We start from the raw sequence: 20,392 nt of genomic DNA, 5'->3' as shown, positions 1-20,392 counted from the left end.
AGTCGGGCATCTCAACTTCAATTAGTTCGCGAAATATCTATCAATCGTGTGCTTACCAAAATCGTAAGCAAAAATAAGTTTTTGAACACCTTGTTATATAAAGAAATCATCGCTGAATAGGTTATCGATTTAGTCAATAATCTATCTTTGACTGGTGCTTTATAAGCTATCTTCTTGGTTAAGGATAGCGGCAAAGGTTTGTTTTTTTATATGGTAAAATAAGTTTTATGATCCTGCTAGCAAAATTGCTCAATTTCGCTGCTTTCTGGTGATTATGATCACAATTGATAAGGTTTTAATTTGCGGAGCAAAATTAATGGCATAAACTGACAGTGACTAAATTGGGCGATCAAAATAAGTAGCTCAACATATACAAAAATCCTATAGGGGGAACTTAAGGTGAATATTCTTGGATATTTTCAAAAAGTAGGTAAGGCCCTGATGGTGCCTGTCGCGACATTACCTGCGGCAGCCATTTTGATGGGGGTTGGCTACTGGATTGACCCAACGGGTTGGGGTGCAAACTCCGCCTTAGCGGCATTCCTAATTAAAGCGGGTGCAGCGATTATTGACAATATGTCAGTACTGTTTGCAATTGGTGTCGCATTCGGGATGTCAAAAGATAAAGATGGCTCTGCAGCCTTGGCGGGCTTCGTTGGCTTTTTGGTCGTGACAACCCTGTTGTCGCCTGGATCGGTAGCACAGATTCAAGGTATTGATTTAGCCGCTGTTCCTGCAGCTTTTGGAAAAATTAATAACCAATTTGTCGGCATTCTGGTCGGGATTGTTTCGGCAGAAATTTATAATCGCTATTCAACGGTTGAGTTACATAAAGCGCTCGCCTTTTTCTCTGGTAAGCGTTTAGTGCCCATTTTAACCTCATTTGCCGGTATTCTTATCGCCTTCGTACTAATGTACGTTTGGCCTGCCGTTTATGGTGGTTTGGTTTCTTTTGGCGAATCTATCCAAGGTTTAGGTGCGACGGGTGCGGGTATCTACGCATTCTTCAACCGTCTATTGATCCCTGTGGGTTTACACCATGCTCTTAACTCTGTGTTTTGGTTTGATGTTGCAGGTATTAATGATATTCCGAACTTCCTTGGTGGTGCAAAATCGATTGCTGAAGGCGTGGCTATTCCTGGCGTGACAGGGATGTATCAAGCGGGTTTCTTCCCGATCATGATGTTCGGTTTACCCGGTGCAGCGCTGGCTATTTATCATACTTCTACGGCTAAGAATAAAGAAAAAGTAGCAGGGATTATGATTGCGGCAGGTTTTGCTTCCTTCTTTACTGGGGTGACAGAGCCGCTAGAGTTCTCGTTCATGTTCCTTGCTCCTCTACTGTATCTCCTGCACGCGGTACTCACTGGTTTGTCGGTATTTATTGCTGCTTCAATGCAGTGGATCGCTGGCTTTGGTTTCTCCGCTGGTTTGGTCGATATGGTATTATCTTCACGTAACCCGCTAGCCGTACAGTGGTACATGCTGATAGTTCAAGGTTTAGTATTCTTTGTTATCTACTATGTGGTTTTCCGTACCGTAATTTTGAAATTTGGTTTAAAAACTCCAGGTCGTGAAGATGATGACGAAGCGGTGAGCTCGGTTAAAGGTTCACAAGAGTCTTCTGAATTAGCAAAACAGTACTTAGAAGTGCTTGGTGGCCATGAAAACTTATCGAATATTGATGCTTGTATTACTCGTTTACGTTTAACCGTAAAAGATATGTCAATCATCGATGAGAAACAGTTAAAAGCACTAGGCGCAATGGGCGTAGTTAAATTAGGTACCAATAATTTACAAGTGATTCTTGGTCCTTTAGCGGAAATCATTGCTGGTGAAATGAAATCGATAGATTCCAAATCACAACAATAATCTCTCAATCGCAGAGCGAGCTGAACACTACGGTGAGCGGCCTCGATGGTTGGTGATTATTCTGAAGCCTTCACATTAGTGAAGGCTTTTGTTTTGCTTGCGAAAAGATCCTGATTGACATCGTTAGGGTATAAAACGATAGATTAGGTCACTTATACCGCCAGTTCTGGTAAATATTCGTCTGAAAACCGCAGTTTTTATTGTGAAATAGGGCGGAATTGTGGATGATTGGTGGTAATACCTATGTTGAGTTGGAGATCGCCAGCTCATAACGTAGAAAATCATTTCTGACAATACTACTAAATTTTGAGGTGCTATAGATGAGTGAAGCTGAGGCTCGTCCATCGAATTTCATTCGCCAAATTATTGATAAAGATTTAGCGGATGGTAAACACACTAGCGTACAGACTCGTTTTCCGCCAGAACCGAACGGTTATCTACACATTGGGCATGCGAAGTCGATTTGTCTGAATTTTGGTATTGCTCAAGACTATCAAGGCCAGTGTAATCTGCGTTTTGATGACACCAACCCAGAAAAAGAAGATCTTGAATACGTTGAATCAATTAAGAAAGACGTTAATTGGCTAGGCTTTGAGTGGTCTGGTCATGTTCGTTATTCATCCGATTACTTCGACCAGCTGTATTTGTATGCAGTAGAACTGATCAATAAAGGGTTGGCCTATGTTGAAGAGCTGACTCCTGAGCAGATTCGTGAATACCGTGGAACATTAACTCAAGCGGGTAAAAATAGCCCATATCGTGATCGTCCGATTGACGAAAACCTGGCTTTATTTGAAAAAATGCGTGCTGGTGAGTTTGCAGAGGGCCAAGCTTGTCTTCGTGCAAAAATTGATATGGCGTCTTCATTTATGGTGATGCGTGATCCGGTGTTATACCGCGTGCGTTTTGCAGAGCATCACCAAACCGGCGATAAATGGTGCATTTATCCGATGTATGATTTTACGCACTGTATCTCTGATGCACTCGAAGGCATTACTCACTCATTGTGTACTCTGGAATTTCAAGACAACCGCCGTTTGTACGACTGGGTATTAGACAACATCACCATCGATTGTCATCCAAGACAGTATGAATTTAGCCGCTTAAATCTAGAATACACGGTGATGTCAAAACGTAAGCTCAATCAGCTGGTAGTTGAAAAACTGGTCGAAGGGTGGGATGACCCACGCATGCCGACCATTTCTGGCTTACGACGTCGTGGTTTTACTCCTGCTTCTATTCGTGAGTTCTGTAAGCGCATCGGTGTGACTAAACAAGACAATATGATTGAATTTAGTTCTCTTGAGTCTTGTATCCGTGACGATCTCAATGAGAATGCACCTCGTGCTATGGCTGTGCTTGATCCAGTGAAAATCGTCATTGAAAACTTTGCTGAGAATAGTGTTGAGCCGCTTACGGTCGCTAATCATCCTAATAAACCGGAGATGGGCGAGCGAGAAGTGCCTTTCACACGTGAAATTTGGATTGAACGTGAAGATTTTCGTGAAGAAGGCAACAAAAAATATAAGCGTTTGGTCTTAGGTAAAGAAGTACGTCTACGTGGTGCTTATATTATTAAAGCTGAGCGTATTGAGAAAGATCAACAAGGTAACATCACGACGATTTACTGCACTTATGATCCAGAAACGCTGGGTAAAAACCCAGCCGATGGACGTAAAGTCAAAGGGGTAATTCATTGGGTTTCAGCAGATAAAGCCTTGCCTGCTCAATTCCGTTTATACGATCGCTTATTTACGGTGGCAAATCCTGCCGCGGCAGATAACTTTGCGGCAACAATTAACCCTGATTCATTGATCACCATGCATGGTTTTGTCGAACCAAGCCTGAAGAATGCTCAGCCTGAATTTGGTTATCAGTTTGAACGTATGGGTTATTTCTGCGCAGATATCAAAGACTCTCGACCTGATTCGCTAGTTTTTAACCGTACGGTTGGTTTGCGTGATACTTGGGCAAAAATAGACCAAGAGTAAGCAGTTTTACGTCTATCTACGGTGATTTACATCAAGCCAACCGACTTTTAGGTTGGCTTTTTTATTGGTTTTGTTGCCATGTGATGCTTCGCGGGGGATGTCTACTTGCTCCTATCGGCATCTTCAAGTAGCTTAGAATCAGGGGCAAGGTAGGAAAAAGGGCGGGTCTGCCAGATATTTGTGTGAGATTCCTGCGATTATTGTAGGTAAGGCACATTTTTTGTATTAGTCCCTATAGTTTTACTGGGGTAATCCGATATATTTAAAAGATCGTTGTATTCCCATCTTACTTAACGTTGTAGCGGTGTTAGGCTGCATTAGTTTGGTTTGTTTATGTTCACGGAGATTCACGCACTTGCCGTCTACCTGCATTGTTAAGTTGTTTAGGTTATATTCATTTTTAAAGCACAGAGCTGAGCCTTTTATGCGTCAATTTTTTAAGCGATGGCTGTTGCCATTAACGATCGCCGCCGTGACTCAGACTTCTATCGTTAGTGCAGAAGTCATTCGTCTCATCGGCCCAAACGGTGAAGTGCAATCTGCTCCGCGTTTTAGTCGTGATATGGGACAAATACCCACCAACAATTCTGAGCCTTCACGCTTTTTCGGCCCCACATCGCCCCAAGACACATTGTGGTCTATTGCAACGCAATTAAGGCCATCAGCGAATGTTTCAGTTCAGCAAACGTTGTTAGCTATTTATCGTTTAAACCCTCAAGCGTTTGAAAATCAAAATATTCATAGTTTATTGCCCGGAAGCACTCTGCGGATACCATCGATAGAACAGATTAATCGTGCGTCAACGCAAGAAGCGATCACGATTATGACGGCTCATCAAGCGCGTTTAACGGGGTCACCAGAACCAACGGTCGCGGCTGTCCCAACGCCTGCACGTCCTCCGGTCGCACCACCCGTTACTGAAGCATCACCGGTGGTTGAACCACCGGCGCCAAGCGTTGCTCCTGAGCCAATCCCTGCACCCGCGCCACTCACTGACGTTGCGCAAGCCGAACTCCTCGCTTTAGAAGAAAAAAATCATCAGTTACGACTTCTATTGGCACAAATGCAATCTGAGGTGAGTGAGTTAAAACATGAACTGGGTGATGACAATCGAATCCGCGTTGAAGTTGAACGCTTATTAAATGAAGACCGACGCAATAATCAACAAGTTCAGCAAGGCCCTTCTACGTGGGAGCAATTATTATCCAGTACTTGGTTTGTCGCGCTATTAGCACTGATACCCGGTTTACTGATTGCGGGTATAGTCATGCTCTTATTGAGCCGCCGCTCGAAAGCCGATCAGCCAGAGCAGGTTCAATCATCAACAGAAGAGAAAGTCGCTCCGCCACCGGTTGCTCCAGTCTTACCTGAAGAGGGGGAAGAGCTAGGGGACGATGATCTTTTACTTGATGATGATCTCTTCGGTGAATCTGACAGTAGCGAAATATTGTACGGCGATGATATGGCTGAAGAAGAGGATGTCTTTGCTTCTCTTGATGAAGGTGATATGGATTTAAATCTTGACGAAGATGACGATCCTTTCGCTGGTATTGATGACGATGGTGATTTGGATACCAATTTTGCCGACTTAGCGGAAAATCAGCCATCAAGTGATGAACTTGATGAAGAAGATTTTGATCTCGCAGAAGAAGACCCACTGTCTCAAGACGCAATGGATGCTTTATTAGCTGGTGATGAGGATGAGCTTTTATCAGGCAATGAAGTTGATCAAGCGTTACTTGATGAGTTACTCATGGAAGCTGAGGTCGATGATGCGGAGCTTGATTTAGATAGTCAACTTGATGAGCTTAAAGCAGACAGTATTGATAGTGAGCCTGAGCTTACCTCAGATGAAGAGTTGGACTCGCTTTTAGACAGCATTCAATCACAAACGACAGAGTCAGATCAAGCTGATGAAGTATTGGACGACTTATTAGATGGTTTGGTTGGGGACGATCTGGATCTTTCGTTGGACGATGACAGTACCGAATTACTTGATGAATTACTGGTGAGTGAGGAGTTATCAGAACAAGATTTAGATACCGCTGTTGATAAATTACTTGATGAACTACTCGATGAATCTGACGTTGATGAAGCGCTGTCATTTGATCACGACAGCCCGACATTATTAGATGAATGGATTGATGAGCAAGAGCCAAAAGTAGAGAGCAATGAGTCCGTCGAATCTGATCCACAAGAAGCGATCAATGTATCATTGGATGATGGAACCGAGTTTCTCGATGAACTACTCGAAATTGAGCAGCAGGCTGAAGTTGAAGATAGTGAATTCGATAGCAATAACTTTATCGATGATCTGATCAGTAATGCTCCCGCACAAGATCCGTTACTGGATGATATTCATCTTGAGGATAAGGATGAATCAACGCTTAACCAGCCAGTTGATGAGGAGGAATTTGATTTTGATCCTCAGATTGAAGGGGGCGAAGCGGCTAGCACGAGTGCTCCAGAACCGGTAGCGAATGAATTTGGTGTTCCACAAGATGAAGATTGGTTGGTTGATGATGAAGATCCCGAACCGATTGAAGCTTTAGATGCACCATCGCCGAGTATCGATGAGGCCAAACAAGAGGTCTCTGCGCTTGATGGTGAAGTCAACGAACCTTCTACCAAAACCGATACACCTGAAGAAAGACTAGAGGTTGAAGAAGAGGAGAGCACGGACGTTGAATCGAGCTTTGAAAGTGAAGATCAAGCCTCTCTTGCGACCGATGGTGAGCCACAAGCTGCGCAAAGTGACTCTACTGAGTCAGAAGATGAGCTGTTAATCGAGCAAACCGAGATTAGCGATGTTGATCATTTTATCGATGAAGAGCCTGATGCGCCAGTTTTACCAGAAACAGAAGGGCCGCTAAGCATTGATGAGAGTGAGCTTGCTGAATATACCGAGCAAGACGCCTTGGCGGATTTAGACGATGATGTTGAGCAACTCGATACTGACTCGGTGACAGAGCCATCGAGCGTTACTGCTGATACTGAAGACGCCGATGAGAATGATGCTGTTCAAGCGGAACAGCACGTGCCAAGTGAAGAAGAGTCATTATCCGTTGATAGTGATGAGTTAGAGAATGATGATTTAGACTCAGATCCAGAGCCGGAAAGCAGCCTTGTTAATCAAGTGGCAGAGCAACCAGAGACACCAGAAGATCAAGCGCCGTCATTTGATTTGGATTCGATGTTAGCAAATGTTGATGGCGATGATCGGGTTAGTGATATTGAGCAGCTTGAATCCCAGCAGTCTGCTTCTGATAGTGAGGATATCGACTTTGATGCCGCTCTAGAGACCATTGAGGATCAAGCCCCTGAATCGATAGATGAGAATGGTCAGCATGCTGAACCGTCGGAAGATGGTCCATTAAATATTGATGAAAGTGAGCTTGCCGAGTATACCGAACAAGACGCTTTGGCGGATTTAGACGATGATGTCGAGGTAGTCGATGCGGACTCGATGACAGAGTCATCGAGCGTTACTGCTGATACTGAAGACGCCGATGAGAATGATGCTGTTCAAGCGGAACAGAACGTGCCAAGTGAATTATCCGTTGATAGCGATGAGTTAGAGAATGATGATTTAGACTCAGATCCAGAGCCTGAAAGCAGTCTCGAAAATCAGTTAGCTGAACCAGAAACGCTTGAACAGCAACCTGACACGCAACAAGAGCAAGCATCATCGTTAGATGCGGATGTGGCGGTAGAAAGTGACCACGTTGATGAAGTATTAACTGAATCCGTCGAACCGCCTGAGTTTACTCAGCCGGACAGTAAAGATCCATCCAGTGATGTTTCTTTAGAATCGATAGTCAATGATGTCGATGACACTATTGTCGAGCCCGATAATAGCCAACCTGATGACTCAGCCCTTGAGCCATCTTCAGAGCAGGAAGACGGTCCATTAAGTTTTGATGAGAGTGAGCTTGCTGAATATACCGAGCAAGATGCCTTAGCCGATACGGAATTTGAAACCGAATCAGAGGTTATTTTTGATGGTGATGAAGATGCTGCTGAACTTGATGACATCATGGCTAACTTTGATCAACAAGAGGAGTTACAGACACCACATCAGGTTGCTGAACATTCAGACTTGACGGATCAGCAAGACACCGCTTCAATCGCTGCAGAGCCAGAGCCAGAGCCAGAGCCAGAGCCAGAGCCAGAGCCAGAGCCAGAGCCAGAGCCAGAGCCAGAGCCAGAGCCAGAGCCAGAGGATAAAAATGATGAGCCGATTGATTTCGCTACGTTATCCAGTAAAGCGTACAATGAGCAACAATTTACGGATTTATTAAATGACCCAATGGCTCGTCCAATGGATCTGTTTAATTCGCCGTTAGATGCTAAAACCATTGACAGTGCAGGCATGGATATTGATGCCATGTTACAAATGGGCGGAGAAGACTGGAATGGTTTTAGTTTAACCGAGGATCAAAAAGCCGTTATCCCTGATGAGATACCGGAAGAAGATCAAGCGATCTGGCAAGAGGAAATACAAAATCAGCAACCTGAAGTTGAAGTGGAAAATTGGGAAAATCAGGAAGATGTAGTTGATTTTTCACCGGAAAAGCGTGAGTTCATGACCGTTGATGAGTTGATGGCGCAAGTTGAAAGGGATGAAGGTTCGATAAATCCTGATGATGAAGCCCTTAAGTTGGATGTCGGTTTAGATGAATTTCCTGATGTACTCGGAGATATCACTGATTTTGATGTTGACAATAATGCCGAAGCGGCCGGTAAGCTTGATCTAGCGAAAATTTACTTGGAAATGAATGACAGTAAAGGCGCAATCAAGTTACTGGAAGAAGCGATCGTTGATGGTGATGATGAAATTCGTCGTCAGGCAAAATACCTTATTGATAGAATCAATGGTCGGCAATAGCCTGTAAAGATGGATGACTTTCGCGGCGTAGGTGTCTTCACGTTGTTTGGCGATCAGTATATACTGCCCGCCCCATTTTCAATGAGAAACAGAACATGAGAATTGCTCTGGGTATTGAGTACGATGGTACCCATTACTTTGGCTGGCAACGGCAACGAGACGTCATTAGCGTACAGGAAAAGCTTGAAAAAGCCCTGTCGATTATCGCGAATCATCCGGTAGAGGTTCAATGTGCTGGACGTACCGATGCAGGAGTGCATGGTACAGGGCAGGTTGTCCACTTTGATACCACAGCTGAACGTAACATGGCTGCATGGACGATGGGCGCTAACGCTAACTTACCGAAGGATATCGCTGTTCGATGGGCGAAAGTGGTTCCCGACGATTTTCATGCTCGTTTTAGTGCGACGGCGCGTCGTTATCGATACGTTATCTATAATCATGCTTATCGCCCAGGGATCCTATCTTCGGGGGTCAGTCATTATCATCCAGAATTAGACGTTCAGCGAATGCAGCTGGCAGGTCAATATTTATTGGGTGAAAATGATTTTACTTCTTTTCGAGCGGTACATTGCCAGTCTCGTAGCCCTTGGCGTAATATTATGCACTTGAATGTTTCTCGCCATGAGCGTTATGTTGTCGTTGATATAAAAGCGAATGCTTTTGTTCATCATATGGTGCGTAATATTGTCGGTAGTTTGATTGAAGTCGGACGTGGAGAGCAAGAGCCACAATGGATAGAGTGGTTATTGGCAGCCAAAGATCGCAAATTAGCTGCTGCAACGGCCAAGGCTGAAGGCTTGTATCTCGTTGCTGTCGATTATCCAGCGCAGTTTGAATTACCCAAAGCGCCACTGGGGCCGCTATTTTTAGCAGAGAATTTGAACTAACTGGGGCAAATAGCTTCCAATACACAGATGCATATTGATTGGGCAAAGAAATAGGTACAACCAGTTTTTTGTCTACAGTTGCGGTTTTGTATGCTTTAATCCCACGCGTTTATGTCTAATTTATATCTTTCGCACTAGCGCGGGAGATGAGAAAGTAAAAAGGTCTTGCATGAGTTGGCTTGAAAAGATTTTAGAAAAAAGCAACATTGTCAGTTCACGTAGAGCGTCTATTCCTGAAGGGGTATGGACTAAATGTACCTCTTGTGAAGAAGTGCTGTACTACGCTGAGTTGGAACGCAATTTAGAGGTTTGCCCTAAATGTAACCATCATATGCGCATGAAAGGGCGTCGTCGTCTAGAGACCTTTTTAGACGAAGATAATCGCGAGGAAATCGCTCAAGAGCTTGAGCCACAAGATAAGCTTAAGTTTAAAGATACTAAGCGTTACAAAGAACGTTTAGCGGCTGCGCAAAAAAGCAGTGGCGAGAAAGACGCACTCATCGTGATGAAAGGGCAGGTGATCGGTGTTCCGGTTGTTGCTTGTGCGTTTGAATTCTCCTTTATGGGCGGATCAATGGGTTCCGTGGTTGGTGCGCGTTTCGTGCGTGCAGTCGATGCGGCGATTGAAAATAATTGCGGGTTAATCTGCTTTTCTGCCAGTGGCGGAGCGCGTATGCAAGAGGCCTTAATGTCATTGATGCAAATGGCCAAGACCAGTGCGGCGCTGCAGCGTTTAACAGAGAAAGGCTTACCTTATATTTCGGTGATGACTGACCCAACGATGGGTGGTGTATCTGCGAGTTTGGCGATGTTAGGCGATATTAATATTGGTGAACCGAAAGCCTTGATTGGTTTTGCTGGACGCCGCGTGATCGAGCAAACTGTGCGTGAAGATTTACCTGAAGGTTTTCAGCGCAGTGAGTTTTTGCTTGAACATGGCGCAATAGATATGATCGTCGATCGTCGTGAAATGCGTCAACGTGTGGCGGGATTGTTAGCCAAAATGACCAATCATGCTTCTCCTCTGGTGGTTTCTGTGAACGCAGCGCCAAACGAAGAAACATATTCTGTACCAGAAGCGGATAAAAAAGGGTAAAGTAACCACTAACAAAGCCAAGCATAACCATGGTTCTACGTTAGATGACTCAATACTCTATTCCTCAAGCCACATCGCCACTTACGGTGTGGCTTGATTATTTATCTCATATCCACACCTCGGCCATTGATCTCGGCTTAGAACGTGTTCAAACGGTTGCCGAGAAAGCGCAACTCACCAGACCATCTGCTACCGTCATTACGGTTGCGGGCACGAACGGTAAAGGCTCAACATGCGCCCTAATGGAAAGTATTCTTCTCCAAGCCGGCTACTCGGTTGGTGTGTACAGCTCCCCTCATCTTATTCGTTACAACGAGCGTGTACGGATTAACGGTCACGAACTTCCGGATTCAAAACATACTCAAGCCTTTGCTTACATTGAAACTCAACGTGGTAATACTACATTGAGCTTATTTGAGTTTGGCACTCTAGCCGCGCTGCGTCTTTTTCAAACTGAGCAGGTCGAGGTGATTTTGCTTGAGGTTGGATTAGGTGGACGATTAGATGCAACTAATGTTGTCGAGCATGATGTCTCGGTGATCACCAGTTTAGCGATTGATCATGTGGATTGGCTCGGTGATGACATCAACGTGATTGGCTTTGAAAAAGCAGGTATTTTCCGTTCAGGAAAACCAGCGATTTGCGGACAACCTTCTCCACCTGCAACGGTGGCGGCTCATGCTGATGATATTAGTGCGACATTCTATCAGGTCGGTATTCAATATTACTATGAGACGTTATCGAGTTCATCATGGCGTTGGCGCAGTGGATCATTTGAACTCAGTGATTTACCGATTCCGACATTGCCTCTTGCCAATGCCGCCACAGCCTTGATGGCGTTAGGCTGCTCTGGACTTGATATTAGTGACATTGATGTGAGTGAAGGATTACGTAAAGCCAATTTGGCCGGACGCATGCAAGTATTACAGACTCAACCGACGATTTTGTTGGATGTGGCACACAACCCACATTCGGCTGACTATCTTGTCTCGCAATTAGAGCAGCGTTATCCACAGCAAAAAGTGCATATGGTGCTCGGAATGTTGCATGACAAAGACATTAAATCGACTATCGAAGCACTGACCCCAGTCGTGAAGGATTGGTATCCAGCTTCTCTTTCTGGTCCTCGCGCCGCAAGTTCACAAGAGTTAGTGCATTATCTAACCCCGACTCAACGTCAATACTCATCGCCAGTGGAAGCTTTTGAAGCTGCGTTGACCAAGGCACAAAGCAATGATGTTATCGTGGTTGCTGGATCCTTTCATACCGTGGGTGAAGTCCTTGAGCATTGGCAAGGTAAAGGAGAATAAATGGCCAGTAAATTTCAAAGCCGCTTAGTCGGTACGATCATTTTGGTTGCGATTGGTGTGATCGTATTACCCGATCTCTTGGACGGTAAAAAAATGCACTATCAAGAAGACGTTGCTAGCATTCCGCTAAGGCCTGAACTCGATAGTGATATTGAACGGTTTGAGATTCTTGATCCCATAGAAGATCAGGTGGCTTTGCCCGACTCTCCAGTCACCGTCACTGAATCGCCTACAGCAATACCGAAAGAGGCAAGTCATCAAACCGTTACGACGACCACACGTCCTGTGATTGAAAAAAATGATTATCAAGATAGCGCTTGGATCATTCAATTGATGGCACTGAGAAATGCAGAAAATGCTAAAAATGTGGTTGCTGACTTACAACGACGTGGTTATCAGGCACACACAAAACAAGAAAACGATTTTACGCGTGTCATTATTGGGCCTGATGTTTCAAAAAGTAAGTTAGAAAATCAGTTAGTGGAATTAGAGAAAATAACTGGCGCTAAAGGTCAGTTACTTAAATTTAAGCCATTAAATCCTTAAGAAAACGTTTGCGTTGCGCATTTTTCTGTTAAAATGCGCGCCAACTTAGAATGTAAGAACTCATGAATTGGTTAGATATTGTCATTTTAAGTGTGATCGGCCTGTCTGCGTTGATCAGCTTAGTTCGTGGCTTTGCGAAAGAAGCGTTGTCATTGGTTATTTGGTTTGCCGCGTTTTATATCGCTTCAGAATACTACGCAAAGTTAGCCGTGTACTTTAGTAACATTAAAGATGAGATGTTTCGTAATGGCTCGGCAATTGCGGTGCTATTTATAGCCACCTTGATTGTTGGAGCGATGGTTAACTACGTCATTTCACAGTTAGTTGATAAGACAGGGTTATCAGGAACCGATAGGATCCTCGGTGTGGTTTTCGGTGCATTACGAGGTGTTTTGATTGTCGCAGCAGCTTTATTTTTTATGGATGCGTTCACCGCATCACCAAACGCAGAGTGGTGGAAAGGGTCGCAACTGGTGCCAGAATTCAGTCGCCTGATTGCTCCCTTCTTCGAACACTTACAAGCAACATCCAGTTTTCTTTCTGGCGCTCACTAAGCGCCAGTTATTGTTGAAAGTCGAGGGTTAAGACATGTGTGGTATTGTTGGAATCGTGGGTACAACGCTGGTGAACCAGTCAATTTATGACGCGTTAACGGTATTACAGCACCGTGGCCAAGATGCCGCGGGTATTTGTACCATAGAAAGCAATCGTTTTCGTCTGAGAAAAGCGAACGGTTTAGTTAAAGATGTCTTTGAAGCTAAACATATGCAACGCTTGCAAGGAACGGTTGGGATCGGTCATGTGCGTTACCCAACAGCAGGCAGTTCGAGTGCATCGGAAGCGCAGCCTTTTTATGTCAATTCGCCTTTTGGTATCACGCTGGCCCATAACGGTAATTTGACCAATGCGACAGAGGTGCGCCAAAAGCTGTTTGAAAAAGATCGCCGTCATATCAACACCACCTCAGATTCAGAAGTGTTACTGAATGTCCTTGCCCATGAAATAGACTCTGTTGAAAGCGAAGTGACGCCGGAAGAAGTCTTTCGAGCTGTCGCCAATGTACATCGTACAATACGTGGCGCTTATGCTGTCGCGGCAATGATCATTGGTCATGGCATGGTTGCTTTTCGTGATCCGAATGGGATTCGCCCGCTTTGTTTAGGTAAGCGTCAAGTGGCTGATCGCACAGAATATATGGTTGCTTCTGAGTCCGTTGCCTTAGATGCCGTTGGTTTTAGCTTTATGCGTGATATCGCTCCCGGTGAAGCAATTTATGCCACCTTTGATGGCCAACTTTTTACTCAGCAGTGCGCTCAAAACCCAGTACTTAATCCGTGCATTTTTGAATACGTTTACTTTGCCCGTCCAGATTCTTTCATTGATAAGATTTCGGTCTACAGCGCACGAGTCGAAATGGGTAAAAAATTAGGCGAGCGAATCAAAGAAAGTTTTAGCGATTTGGAGATTGATGTAGTGATCCCTATTCCTGAAACGTCTTGTGATATTGCACTACAAATTGCCCAAGCGATTGATATTCCTTATCGACAAGGATTTGTCAAAAACCGTTATGTCGGTCGAACTTTTATTATGCCTGGCCAGCAGCAGCGTAAAAAATCGGTGCGTCGTAAGTTAAACGCGATTCGCTCCGAGTTTAAAGATAAAAATGTATTACTGGTCGATGACTCGATCGTCCGTGGCACGACTTCTGAACAAATCATTGAAATGGCCCGTGACTCTGGTGCTAAGAAAGTCTACTTAGTGTCGGCGGCACCAGAAATCCGTTTCCCTAATGTTTACGGCATTGATATGCCAAGTGCCAATGAGCTGATTGCCCATGGTCGCGATAACGAAGCTATCTGTAAACAAATTGGTGCTGACGGTTTAATTTTTCAAACACTACCCGATTTGATTGAAGCGGTGCGTCTCGGTAATCCTGATATTGCTAAGTTTGAAACGTCAGTCTTTAACGGTGAATATGTGACGGGTGATATTGATCAGCAGTACCTTGATTTTCTCGAATCGATGCGCGGAGATGATGCGAAAACGCTAGCGGAAATTCAACAAGATTTAGCGAACTTAGAGCTGCATAACGAAGGCGCTTAACTGCTTTTATTTGATGAGTTTACCGAATGGATAAAAAAGAGCGCCTAAATTGAGCGCTCTTTTTTATAGTCAAATCTGATATAGCTCTAGAGCACCATCGCCGCTAACCAACCGAAGGCAATCAGGGGCAGGTTATAGTGAATAAAGGTCGGTACGACCGTTTCCCAAATATGTTCGTGTTGGCCATCAGCATTCAAACCAGAGGTTGGACCTAAAGTTGAATCAGAGGCTGGAGAGCCGGCATCACCTAGCGCAGCAGCGGTACCAACTAAAGCGATAGTCGCCATGGGGGAAAAACCAAAAGCCAAGCAGAGTGGTACATAAATCGTCGCAATAATCGGAATAGTAGAGAAAGACGATCCTATCCCCATGGTGACAAGGAGACCGACGACCAACATCAATAGAGCTGCGAGTGGTTTATTATCGCCAATGCTGGTTGAAAGAGCGGTAACCAGTGACTCGACACCACCAGTGGCTTTCATCACGGCAGCAAAGCCTGCAGCAGAGATCATGATAAAACCAATCATCGCCATCATGTGCACTCCTTTGGTAAACACATCATGGGTTTCTTTCCAAGCAATCACCCCGCCAAAGGTAAAAATCATAAAGCCAGCTAAAGCACCGATGATCATTGACCCAGTAGCGAGTTGCACCGCCAATGCCGCCACAATACCCAGTGTTGCGGTAAGTAAGTGCTTACGATTGATATGACTGTTTTCTTGGTGCTGAATGGTGGTCAGTTCGGTTGCTTGGTATTCACGTGGTTTACGGTAAGTAAAAAAGACCGCAATCAACAAACCGACCAGCATACCAAGGCCGGGGAGTAGCATTGCCATGGGTACTTGACTGGCGGTAACGTTTTGTAGGCCATTATCATGCAGGTTTTTGAGTAAGATATTATTGAGGAAAATCCCCCCAAAACCGACCGGCAGGATCATGTACGGGGTAATTAAACCAAAAGTCAGCACACAGGCTATCATTCGGCGGTCGATCTTGAGACGAGCAAATACCGCTAATAAGGGCGGGATCAGGATCGGAATAAAAGCGATATGCACCGGGATCACGTTTTGCGACGACATCGCCATCAGCAGCAAAGCCACGAGCACGGCATACTTTAATCCCGTTGTCGCTGCATGATTTTGTTTACCATGGAGACGTTTAATCACGCTTTGGGCAAGGACATCAGTAATACCGGAGCGAGAAATTGCCACCGCGAAAGTGCCTAACATGGCATAGCTCAGAGCAATCGTCGCGCCGCCACCTAAACCACTTTCAAACGCAGCGACAGACTCATTTAAACTCATACCAGCAACAAGGCCACCGACCATCGCACTGAACGTGAGGGCGACGACCACATTAATGCGCATCAATGCTAAAATCAGCATGACGCACACAGATATAACAACAGGGTTCATAAATATCTCAATTAGTCAGTTGTGTTTGTTTGGGGAGCTAACGGCCAGCCACCCAGTGCTTTCCATTTATTAATAATTCCGCAAAATAGTGCTGCGGTTTGTTGAGTATCGTAAAGTGCGGAATGCGCTTCACGATTATCAAATTCCATCCCTGCGGCTTTGCAAGCCTTAGCTAACACCGTTTGTCCATAAGCTAACCCACTGAGTGCGGCAGTATCGAAAGTCGCGAAGGGGTGAAAAGGGACTCGTTTTAATTTACAACGTTCATTGGCTGCCATCACAAAACCGTGATCAAATGATGCGTTATGGGCAACGATGATCGCTCGGCTACAGTCTGCCGCCTTTTGTTCTTTACGCACCTGTTTATAAATTTCTTTTAGCGCATATTCTTCGGTGACTGCGCCTCGCAATGCACTGAAGGGATCATGAATCCCATTAAATTCTAAAGCGGCTTTTTCAATATTTGCCTCTTCAAATGGCTCAATATGAAAATGAAGGGTTGAAGCAGGATGCAAATCTCCTTGTTCATCCATGCATAAGGTAATGGCGCAGATCTCAAGTAAGGCATCCGTTTGTGGATTAAATCCAGCGGTTTCAACATCAATAACTACTGGGAAATAGCCTCTAAAGCGTTTATTTAACGCAAATGCTTCATTAATAACAGTCATGTGAGCCTAAATTAAGTGACAAGAACAACATTATTACAGATTATCTGCTTGAGAAAAACCAAATCCCAGCAATAAAATCATCAAAAATTTGTTGTTGTGGCGAGTTTTTTGCATGTTTTACGGACCCTTCACGCAGATTGCGTTATTTGCCTTCGTTGCGGCAAGTTATCGCCTTAGTGCTTATTATTGTGGTAAGAGACAGATTATGAATAAATGGCTAATGACAGGTCTTTATGTAGCAGGTTGTCTTGGCACTGTGAATGCATTCGCTTCTGGTAAGCAATACGTTGCCTCGCCACAGCAGTCTACTTGGCAAATGGTGGTCAATACACCATTAGAGTGCCAGTTAGTGCATCCCATTCCTAATTATGGCGATGCTGTTTTTACTTCTCATGCCAGCAAACAGATTAATCTTGATTTTGAACTAAAAATGCGCAGACCGATGGGTGAGACTCGTAACGTAAGCTTAGTCTCTATGCCGCCGAGGTGGCGTCCGGGCGAGCGTGCTGATCGCATCTCTAATATCCAGTTTTTTAAACAATTTGATGGTTATATTGGTGGTCAAACGGCTTGGGCACTCTTGAGTGAATTAGAACAAGGGCGTTATCCAACCTTTAGTTATCAAGATTGGCAAAGCCGTGATCAACGCATTGAAGTGATGCTCTCATCGGTACTGTTTCAGCCTCAGTACAACGTGTTTAGTGATTGTATCGCTAATCTTTTGCCATACAGTTTTGAAGATATCGCGTTCACTATTTTGCATTACGACCGAGGAAATAGCGTCGAGCTTAATAAAGCATCGCAGAAGCGTTTAGCACAAATCGCGGATTATATTCGATATAATCAAGACATAGATCTGGTATTAGTGGCGACTTACACCGATACCAGTGAAGGCCGCAATGAGAGTCAAAGTTTATCAGAGCGCCGTGCAGAATCGTTACAACGCTATTTTCGCACCTTAGGACTGCCAGAAGATCGTATTCAAGTTCAAGGTTATGGGCAACGTCGGCCGATTGCTGACAATGCTTCGCCGATTGGACGAGATAAAAACCGCCGAGTGGTGATTTCGTTAGGGCGAACTCAGGTTTGATGGAACGCTGATAAAAACGCACTGGCCGTCGTATTCCACCCCCTCAAAGACAACAAAACCGCTCACTAGAGCGGTTTTGTATATCGGCATTAAACGTTAAGCTGATTAGCCTTCAAGCCCAGCACTGGCTTGTTTGTTTTGAATCAGTTCAACCATATAACCATCGGGATCTTTAATAAACGCGATATGTGTACTGCCACCTTTAACAGGACCGGGTTCACGAGTCACATTACCGCCTGCTGCTTTGATGGTGTCACAGGTGGTGTAGATATCATCGACACCAATCGCAATGTGTCCATAAGCGTTGCCCATCTCGTAGTCAGCGACTCCCCAGTTATAAGTGAGCTCGATGACCGCACCTTCAGATTCATCGCCATAACCTAAAAAGGCAAGGGTATATTTGTACTCGGTGTTTTCATTTTTACGCAGTAGTTTCATGCCCATGACTTGGGTATAAAATTCGATAGAACGATCTAAATCTCCAACACGTAGCATGGTATGAAGAATACGACTATTTGACATAATGACTCCTAGCTTTCTGGGTAGACTTTCTCTTTGTATTCACACAAGTCTTCAATAATGCAACTCCCGCAACGGGGTTTGCGTGCGATACAAGTATAACGACCATGAAGGATTAACCAATGGTGAACATCGACTTTGAATGCTTTGGGGACGACTTTAAGCAGTTTTTGCTCGACTTCATCGACATTCTTACCGATAGCAAACTTAGTCCGATTTGAGACGCGGAAAATATGCGTGTCAACGGCAATCGTTGGCCAACCAAAGGCGGTATTAAGAACCACGTTGGCGGTCTTTCGACCCACGCCGGGCAGTGACTCTAAAGCGGTTCGATCTTCTGGAATTTCGCCGCCGTACTGATCAAGCAGTATTCGGCAGGTCTTAATCACATTCTCGGCTTTAGAATTGAATAGTCCAATGGTTTTTATGTATTGCTTCACGCCATCGACACCTAAATCCCATATGGCTTGTGGGGTGTTGGCGACGGCGTAGAGTTTATCCGTGGCTTTATTGACACTCACATCGGTAGCTTGAGCCGATAGTAAAACGGCAATCAGCAGCTCAAATGGCGTATTCCAGTTGAGTTCAGTTTGTGGGTTAGGGTTGTTGGCTCTCAAGCGCTCAAGGATTGCTAACCGCTTTGCGTTATTCATAATCAAATACCCAGTCAATAGAGTTATACATTGGTGACGCGCGCGCGCTCAATGGCCTGCTTTTCAGGCTTAGGTTGACGCTGAGCAATCTGCTTATCAATCACGTTTTTGGCGGCAATCAGAAAACCGACACCAATGAAAGCGCCTGGTGGTAGTAGTGCGAGTAGGAAACTATTGTCTAAATGCAGAAGATCGATACGCAGTATTGATGCCCAATCACCCAGTAGCAAATCAGCACCGTCGAATAAAGTACCATTACCCAGAATTTCTCGTAGAGCGCCTAAGACGACCAGAACGGCAGTCATGCCTAATCCCATCCAGAAGCCATCTTGAGCGGCAGGAAGCACTTGATTTTTTGAGGCGAATGCTTCGGCGCGACCAATAATGATACAATTGGTGACAATCAAGGGAATAAAGATGCCTAAAGAGAGGTAAAGTCCGTAAGCATAGGCTTTCATTAGTAACTGCACACAAGTCACTAAAGCGGCAATGATCATGACAAAAATCGGGATCCGTACTTCTTTGGGAACATAATCGCGCACTAAAGAGACGGTCACATTCGAACCGACCAATACCAATAAGGTCGCTAGACCTAAACCAAGCGCGTTAGTGACGGTGGACGAGACGGCTAATAGCGGACACAGACCTAGTAACTGCACTAAAGCTGGGTTGTTATCCCATAAGCCATTTTTGATCAGTGTTTTATGGTCACTCATCTATTGTCCTCCACAGTTCAAGGGTTGATTAACGATCTGTTCGCGATGTAAATTCACATACTCGACCGTTTGTTTAACTGCTTTTACGACCGCTCTCGGTGTGATAGTCGCTCCGGTAAATTGATCAAATTGCCCACCATCTTTGCGTACTTGCCACTGTTTTTGATTGTCATCACTGACTTGACGGCCAGTAAAACTGAGTATCCAATTGCTGATCCGTAAATCAATTTTATCGCCAAGACCGGGGGTTTCTTGATGAGATAAAACACGTGTGCCGAGTATATTTCCTTGTTGATCAATACCAACAATGATTTTGATCGCTCCGCTATAGCCATCAGGTGCAATCGCCTCAATAGCCAATGCGGTGTGCTCTCCATTCAGAGTGGCGAGATAAACAGGCATGGCTTTTGAGCTACCGAGTAAGGGATCGCTTACTAGTGTGCATGCGGCTGACAGTTGATTATCATGCCATTCAGGTGGGATCACCTGATTTAACACTGATAATAATTGTGCAGTTTCTTGAGCTTTGATTTGGCTGGCGGTCAAATATTGGGTTAACGCGACGACACCAGTGGAAGCGCAAGCAAAGATAGCCAAAATTAACCCATTTTTACGGATGGCAGTAAACATAATGC

16 protein-coding genes are annotated in these 20,392 nt (G+C 44.7%); 10 read left to right on the top strand and 6 right to left on the bottom strand.

The annotated features are described in order from the left end of the window. The first annotated feature begins 399 nt into the window (after nucleotides 1–399). The 9 genes from nagE (at nucleotide 400) to purF (ending at nucleotide 14,696) form a co-directional block, all read left to right on the top strand. Nucleotides 400–1,872: an N-acetylglucosamine-specific PTS transporter subunit IIBC gene (nagE, locus tag FKN88_RS11515; protein ID WP_040904532.1), complete on the top strand. Its 1,473-nt coding sequence runs from the start codon at nucleotides 400–402 to the stop codon at nucleotides 1,870–1,872. Between the two features lie 320 nt (nucleotides 1,873–2,192). Continuing rightward, nucleotides 2,193–3,863, top strand: coding sequence for a glutamine--tRNA ligase (gene glnS, locus FKN88_RS11510; RefSeq protein ID WP_154168699.1), 1,671 nt, complete (start codon nucleotides 2,193–2,195; stop codon nucleotides 3,861–3,863). 424 nt (nucleotides 3,864–4,287) lie between these two features. Further along, nucleotides 4,288–8,751, top strand: a complete 4,464-nt coding sequence (locus tag FKN88_RS11505; protein ID WP_306687575.1) for a FimV/HubP family polar landmark protein — start codon at nucleotides 4,288–4,290, stop codon at nucleotides 8,749–8,751. A 95-nt stretch (nucleotides 8,752–8,846) separates the two neighbouring features. Further along, nucleotides 8,847–9,641 (top strand): tRNA pseudouridine(38-40) synthase TruA, encoded by a 795-nt coding sequence (truA, locus tag FKN88_RS11500; RefSeq protein WP_154168693.1) that lies wholly within the window; start codon nucleotides 8,847–8,849, stop codon nucleotides 9,639–9,641. Nucleotides 9,642–9,810: 169 nt separating this feature from the next. After that, nucleotides 9,811–10,737 (top strand): acetyl-CoA carboxylase, carboxyltransferase subunit beta, encoded by a 927-nt coding sequence (gene accD, locus FKN88_RS11495; protein WP_154168691.1) that lies wholly within the window; start codon nucleotides 9,811–9,813, stop codon nucleotides 10,735–10,737. A gap of 44 nt (nucleotides 10,738–10,781) precedes the next feature. Beyond that, nucleotides 10,782–12,047: a bifunctional tetrahydrofolate synthase/dihydrofolate synthase gene (gene folC / locus FKN88_RS11490; protein WP_154168689.1), complete on the top strand. Its 1,266-nt coding sequence runs from the start codon at nucleotides 10,782–10,784 to the stop codon at nucleotides 12,045–12,047. Next, on the top strand, nucleotides 12,048–12,593 hold the full coding sequence (locus FKN88_RS11485) for an SPOR domain-containing protein (RefSeq protein WP_154168687.1): 546 nt from the start codon (nucleotides 12,048–12,050) through the stop codon (nucleotides 12,591–12,593). A 62-nt stretch (nucleotides 12,594–12,655) separates the two neighbouring features. Beyond that, a complete protein-coding gene (locus tag FKN88_RS11480; RefSeq protein WP_154168685.1) occupies nucleotides 12,656–13,147 on the top strand; it encodes a CvpA family protein in 492 nt (163 codons plus the stop codon). 34 nt (nucleotides 13,148–13,181) lie between these two features. Then, nucleotides 13,182–14,696: an amidophosphoribosyltransferase gene (gene purF, locus FKN88_RS11475; RefSeq protein WP_004395678.1), complete on the top strand. Its 1,515-nt coding sequence runs from the start codon at nucleotides 13,182–13,184 to the stop codon at nucleotides 14,694–14,696. Nucleotides 14,697–14,782: 86 nt separating this feature from the next. Here purF and FKN88_RS11470 read toward each other — a convergent pair whose 3' ends face one another. Further along, on the bottom strand, nucleotides 14,783–16,111 hold the full coding sequence (locus tag FKN88_RS11470; protein WP_170906024.1) for a Na+/H+ antiporter family protein: 1,329 nt from the start codon (nucleotides 16,109–16,111) through the stop codon (nucleotides 14,783–14,785). Between the two features lie 11 nt (nucleotides 16,112–16,122). Continuing rightward, complete coding sequence (rnt, locus tag FKN88_RS11465) at nucleotides 16,123–16,779, bottom strand: ribonuclease T (RefSeq protein ID WP_154168683.1); 657 nt, start codon at nucleotides 16,777–16,779, stop codon at nucleotides 16,123–16,125. Nucleotides 16,780–16,984: 205 nt separating this feature from the next. Here rnt and FKN88_RS11460 point away from each other — a divergent pair, with 205 nt between their 5' ends. Continuing rightward, a complete protein-coding gene (locus FKN88_RS11460; RefSeq protein WP_154168681.1) occupies nucleotides 16,985–17,869 on the top strand; it encodes an OmpA family protein in 885 nt (294 codons plus the stop codon). Nucleotides 17,870–17,974: 105 nt separating this feature from the next. Here FKN88_RS11460 and gloA read toward each other — a convergent pair whose 3' ends face one another. From gloA to rsxG, 4 genes are read right to left on the bottom strand one after another with little or no spacing between them, the layout of a single operon-like run. Beyond that, entirely contained in the window at nucleotides 17,975–18,391 is a 417-nt protein-coding gene (gene gloA / locus FKN88_RS11455) for a lactoylglutathione lyase (protein WP_072668601.1), read from the bottom strand. An 8-nt stretch (nucleotides 18,392–18,399) separates the two neighbouring features. Further along, complete coding sequence (nth, locus tag FKN88_RS11450) at nucleotides 18,400–19,041, bottom strand: endonuclease III (RefSeq protein ID WP_154168679.1); 642 nt, start codon at nucleotides 19,039–19,041, stop codon at nucleotides 18,400–18,402. Between the two features lie 23 nt (nucleotides 19,042–19,064). Then, nucleotides 19,065–19,757 carry an electron transport complex subunit E gene (locus FKN88_RS11445; protein WP_004395672.1) on the bottom strand — a complete coding sequence of 231 codons (693 nt, stop codon included), beginning with the start codon at nucleotides 19,755–19,757 and terminating at the stop codon, nucleotides 19,065–19,067. Further along, a complete protein-coding gene (rsxG, locus tag FKN88_RS11440; protein WP_154168675.1) occupies nucleotides 19,758–20,387 on the bottom strand; it encodes an electron transport complex subunit RsxG in 630 nt (209 codons plus the stop codon). It abuts the gene before it with no gap. Nucleotides 20,388–20,392 lie beyond the last annotated feature (5 nt).

It is taken from the genome of Vibrio sp. 2017_1457_13 (assembly GCF_030851525.1).
GTDB classification, from domain to species: domain Bacteria; phylum Pseudomonadota; class Gammaproteobacteria; order Enterobacterales; family Vibrionaceae; genus Vibrio; species Vibrio metschnikovii.
Note: the sequence above shows the minus strand (reverse complement) of the source record. Positions and strands in the feature narration are given on the sequence as shown.

Coding starts and splice junctions, on each gene's coding strand:
- glnS (WP_154168699.1), top strand. CDS start 2,193: ATGAGTGAAGCTGAGGCTCGTCCATCGAATTTCATTCGCCAAATTATT.
- FKN88_RS11505 (WP_306687575.1), top strand. CDS start 4,288: ATGCGTCAATTTTTTAAGCGATGGCTGTTGCCATTAACGATCGCCGCC.
- truA (WP_154168693.1), top strand. CDS start 8,847: ATGAGAATTGCTCTGGGTATTGAGTACGATGGTACCCATTACTTTGGC.
- accD (WP_154168691.1), top strand. CDS start 9,811: ATGAGTTGGCTTGAAAAGATTTTAGAAAAAAGCAACATTGTCAGTTCA.
- folC (WP_154168689.1), top strand. CDS start 10,782: ATGACTCAATACTCTATTCCTCAAGCCACATCGCCACTTACGGTGTGG.
- FKN88_RS11485 (WP_154168687.1), top strand. CDS start 12,048: ATGGCCAGTAAATTTCAAAGCCGCTTAGTCGGTACGATCATTTTGGTT.
- FKN88_RS11480 (WP_154168685.1), top strand. CDS start 12,656: ATGAATTGGTTAGATATTGTCATTTTAAGTGTGATCGGCCTGTCTGCG.
- purF (WP_004395678.1), top strand. CDS start 13,182: ATGTGTGGTATTGTTGGAATCGTGGGTACAACGCTGGTGAACCAGTCA.
- FKN88_RS11470 (WP_170906024.1), bottom strand. CDS start 16,111: ATGAACCCTGTTGTTATATCTGTGTGCGTCATGCTGATTTTAGCATTG.
- rnt (WP_154168683.1), bottom strand. CDS start 16,779: ATGACTGTTATTAATGAAGCATTTGCGTTAAATAAACGCTTTAGAGGC.
- FKN88_RS11460 (WP_154168681.1), top strand. CDS start 16,985: ATGAATAAATGGCTAATGACAGGTCTTTATGTAGCAGGTTGTCTTGGC.
- gloA (WP_072668601.1), bottom strand. CDS start 18,391: ATGTCAAATAGTCGTATTCTTCATACCATGCTACGTGTTGGAGATTTA.
- nth (WP_154168679.1), bottom strand. CDS start 19,041: ATGAATAACGCAAAGCGGTTAGCAATCCTTGAGCGCTTGAGAGCCAAC.
- FKN88_RS11445 (WP_004395672.1), bottom strand. CDS start 19,757: ATGAGTGACCATAAAACACTGATCAAAAATGGCTTATGGGATAACAAC.
- rsxG (WP_154168675.1), bottom strand. CDS start 20,387: ATGTTTACTGCCATCCGTAAAAATGGGTTAATTTTGGCTATCTTTGCT.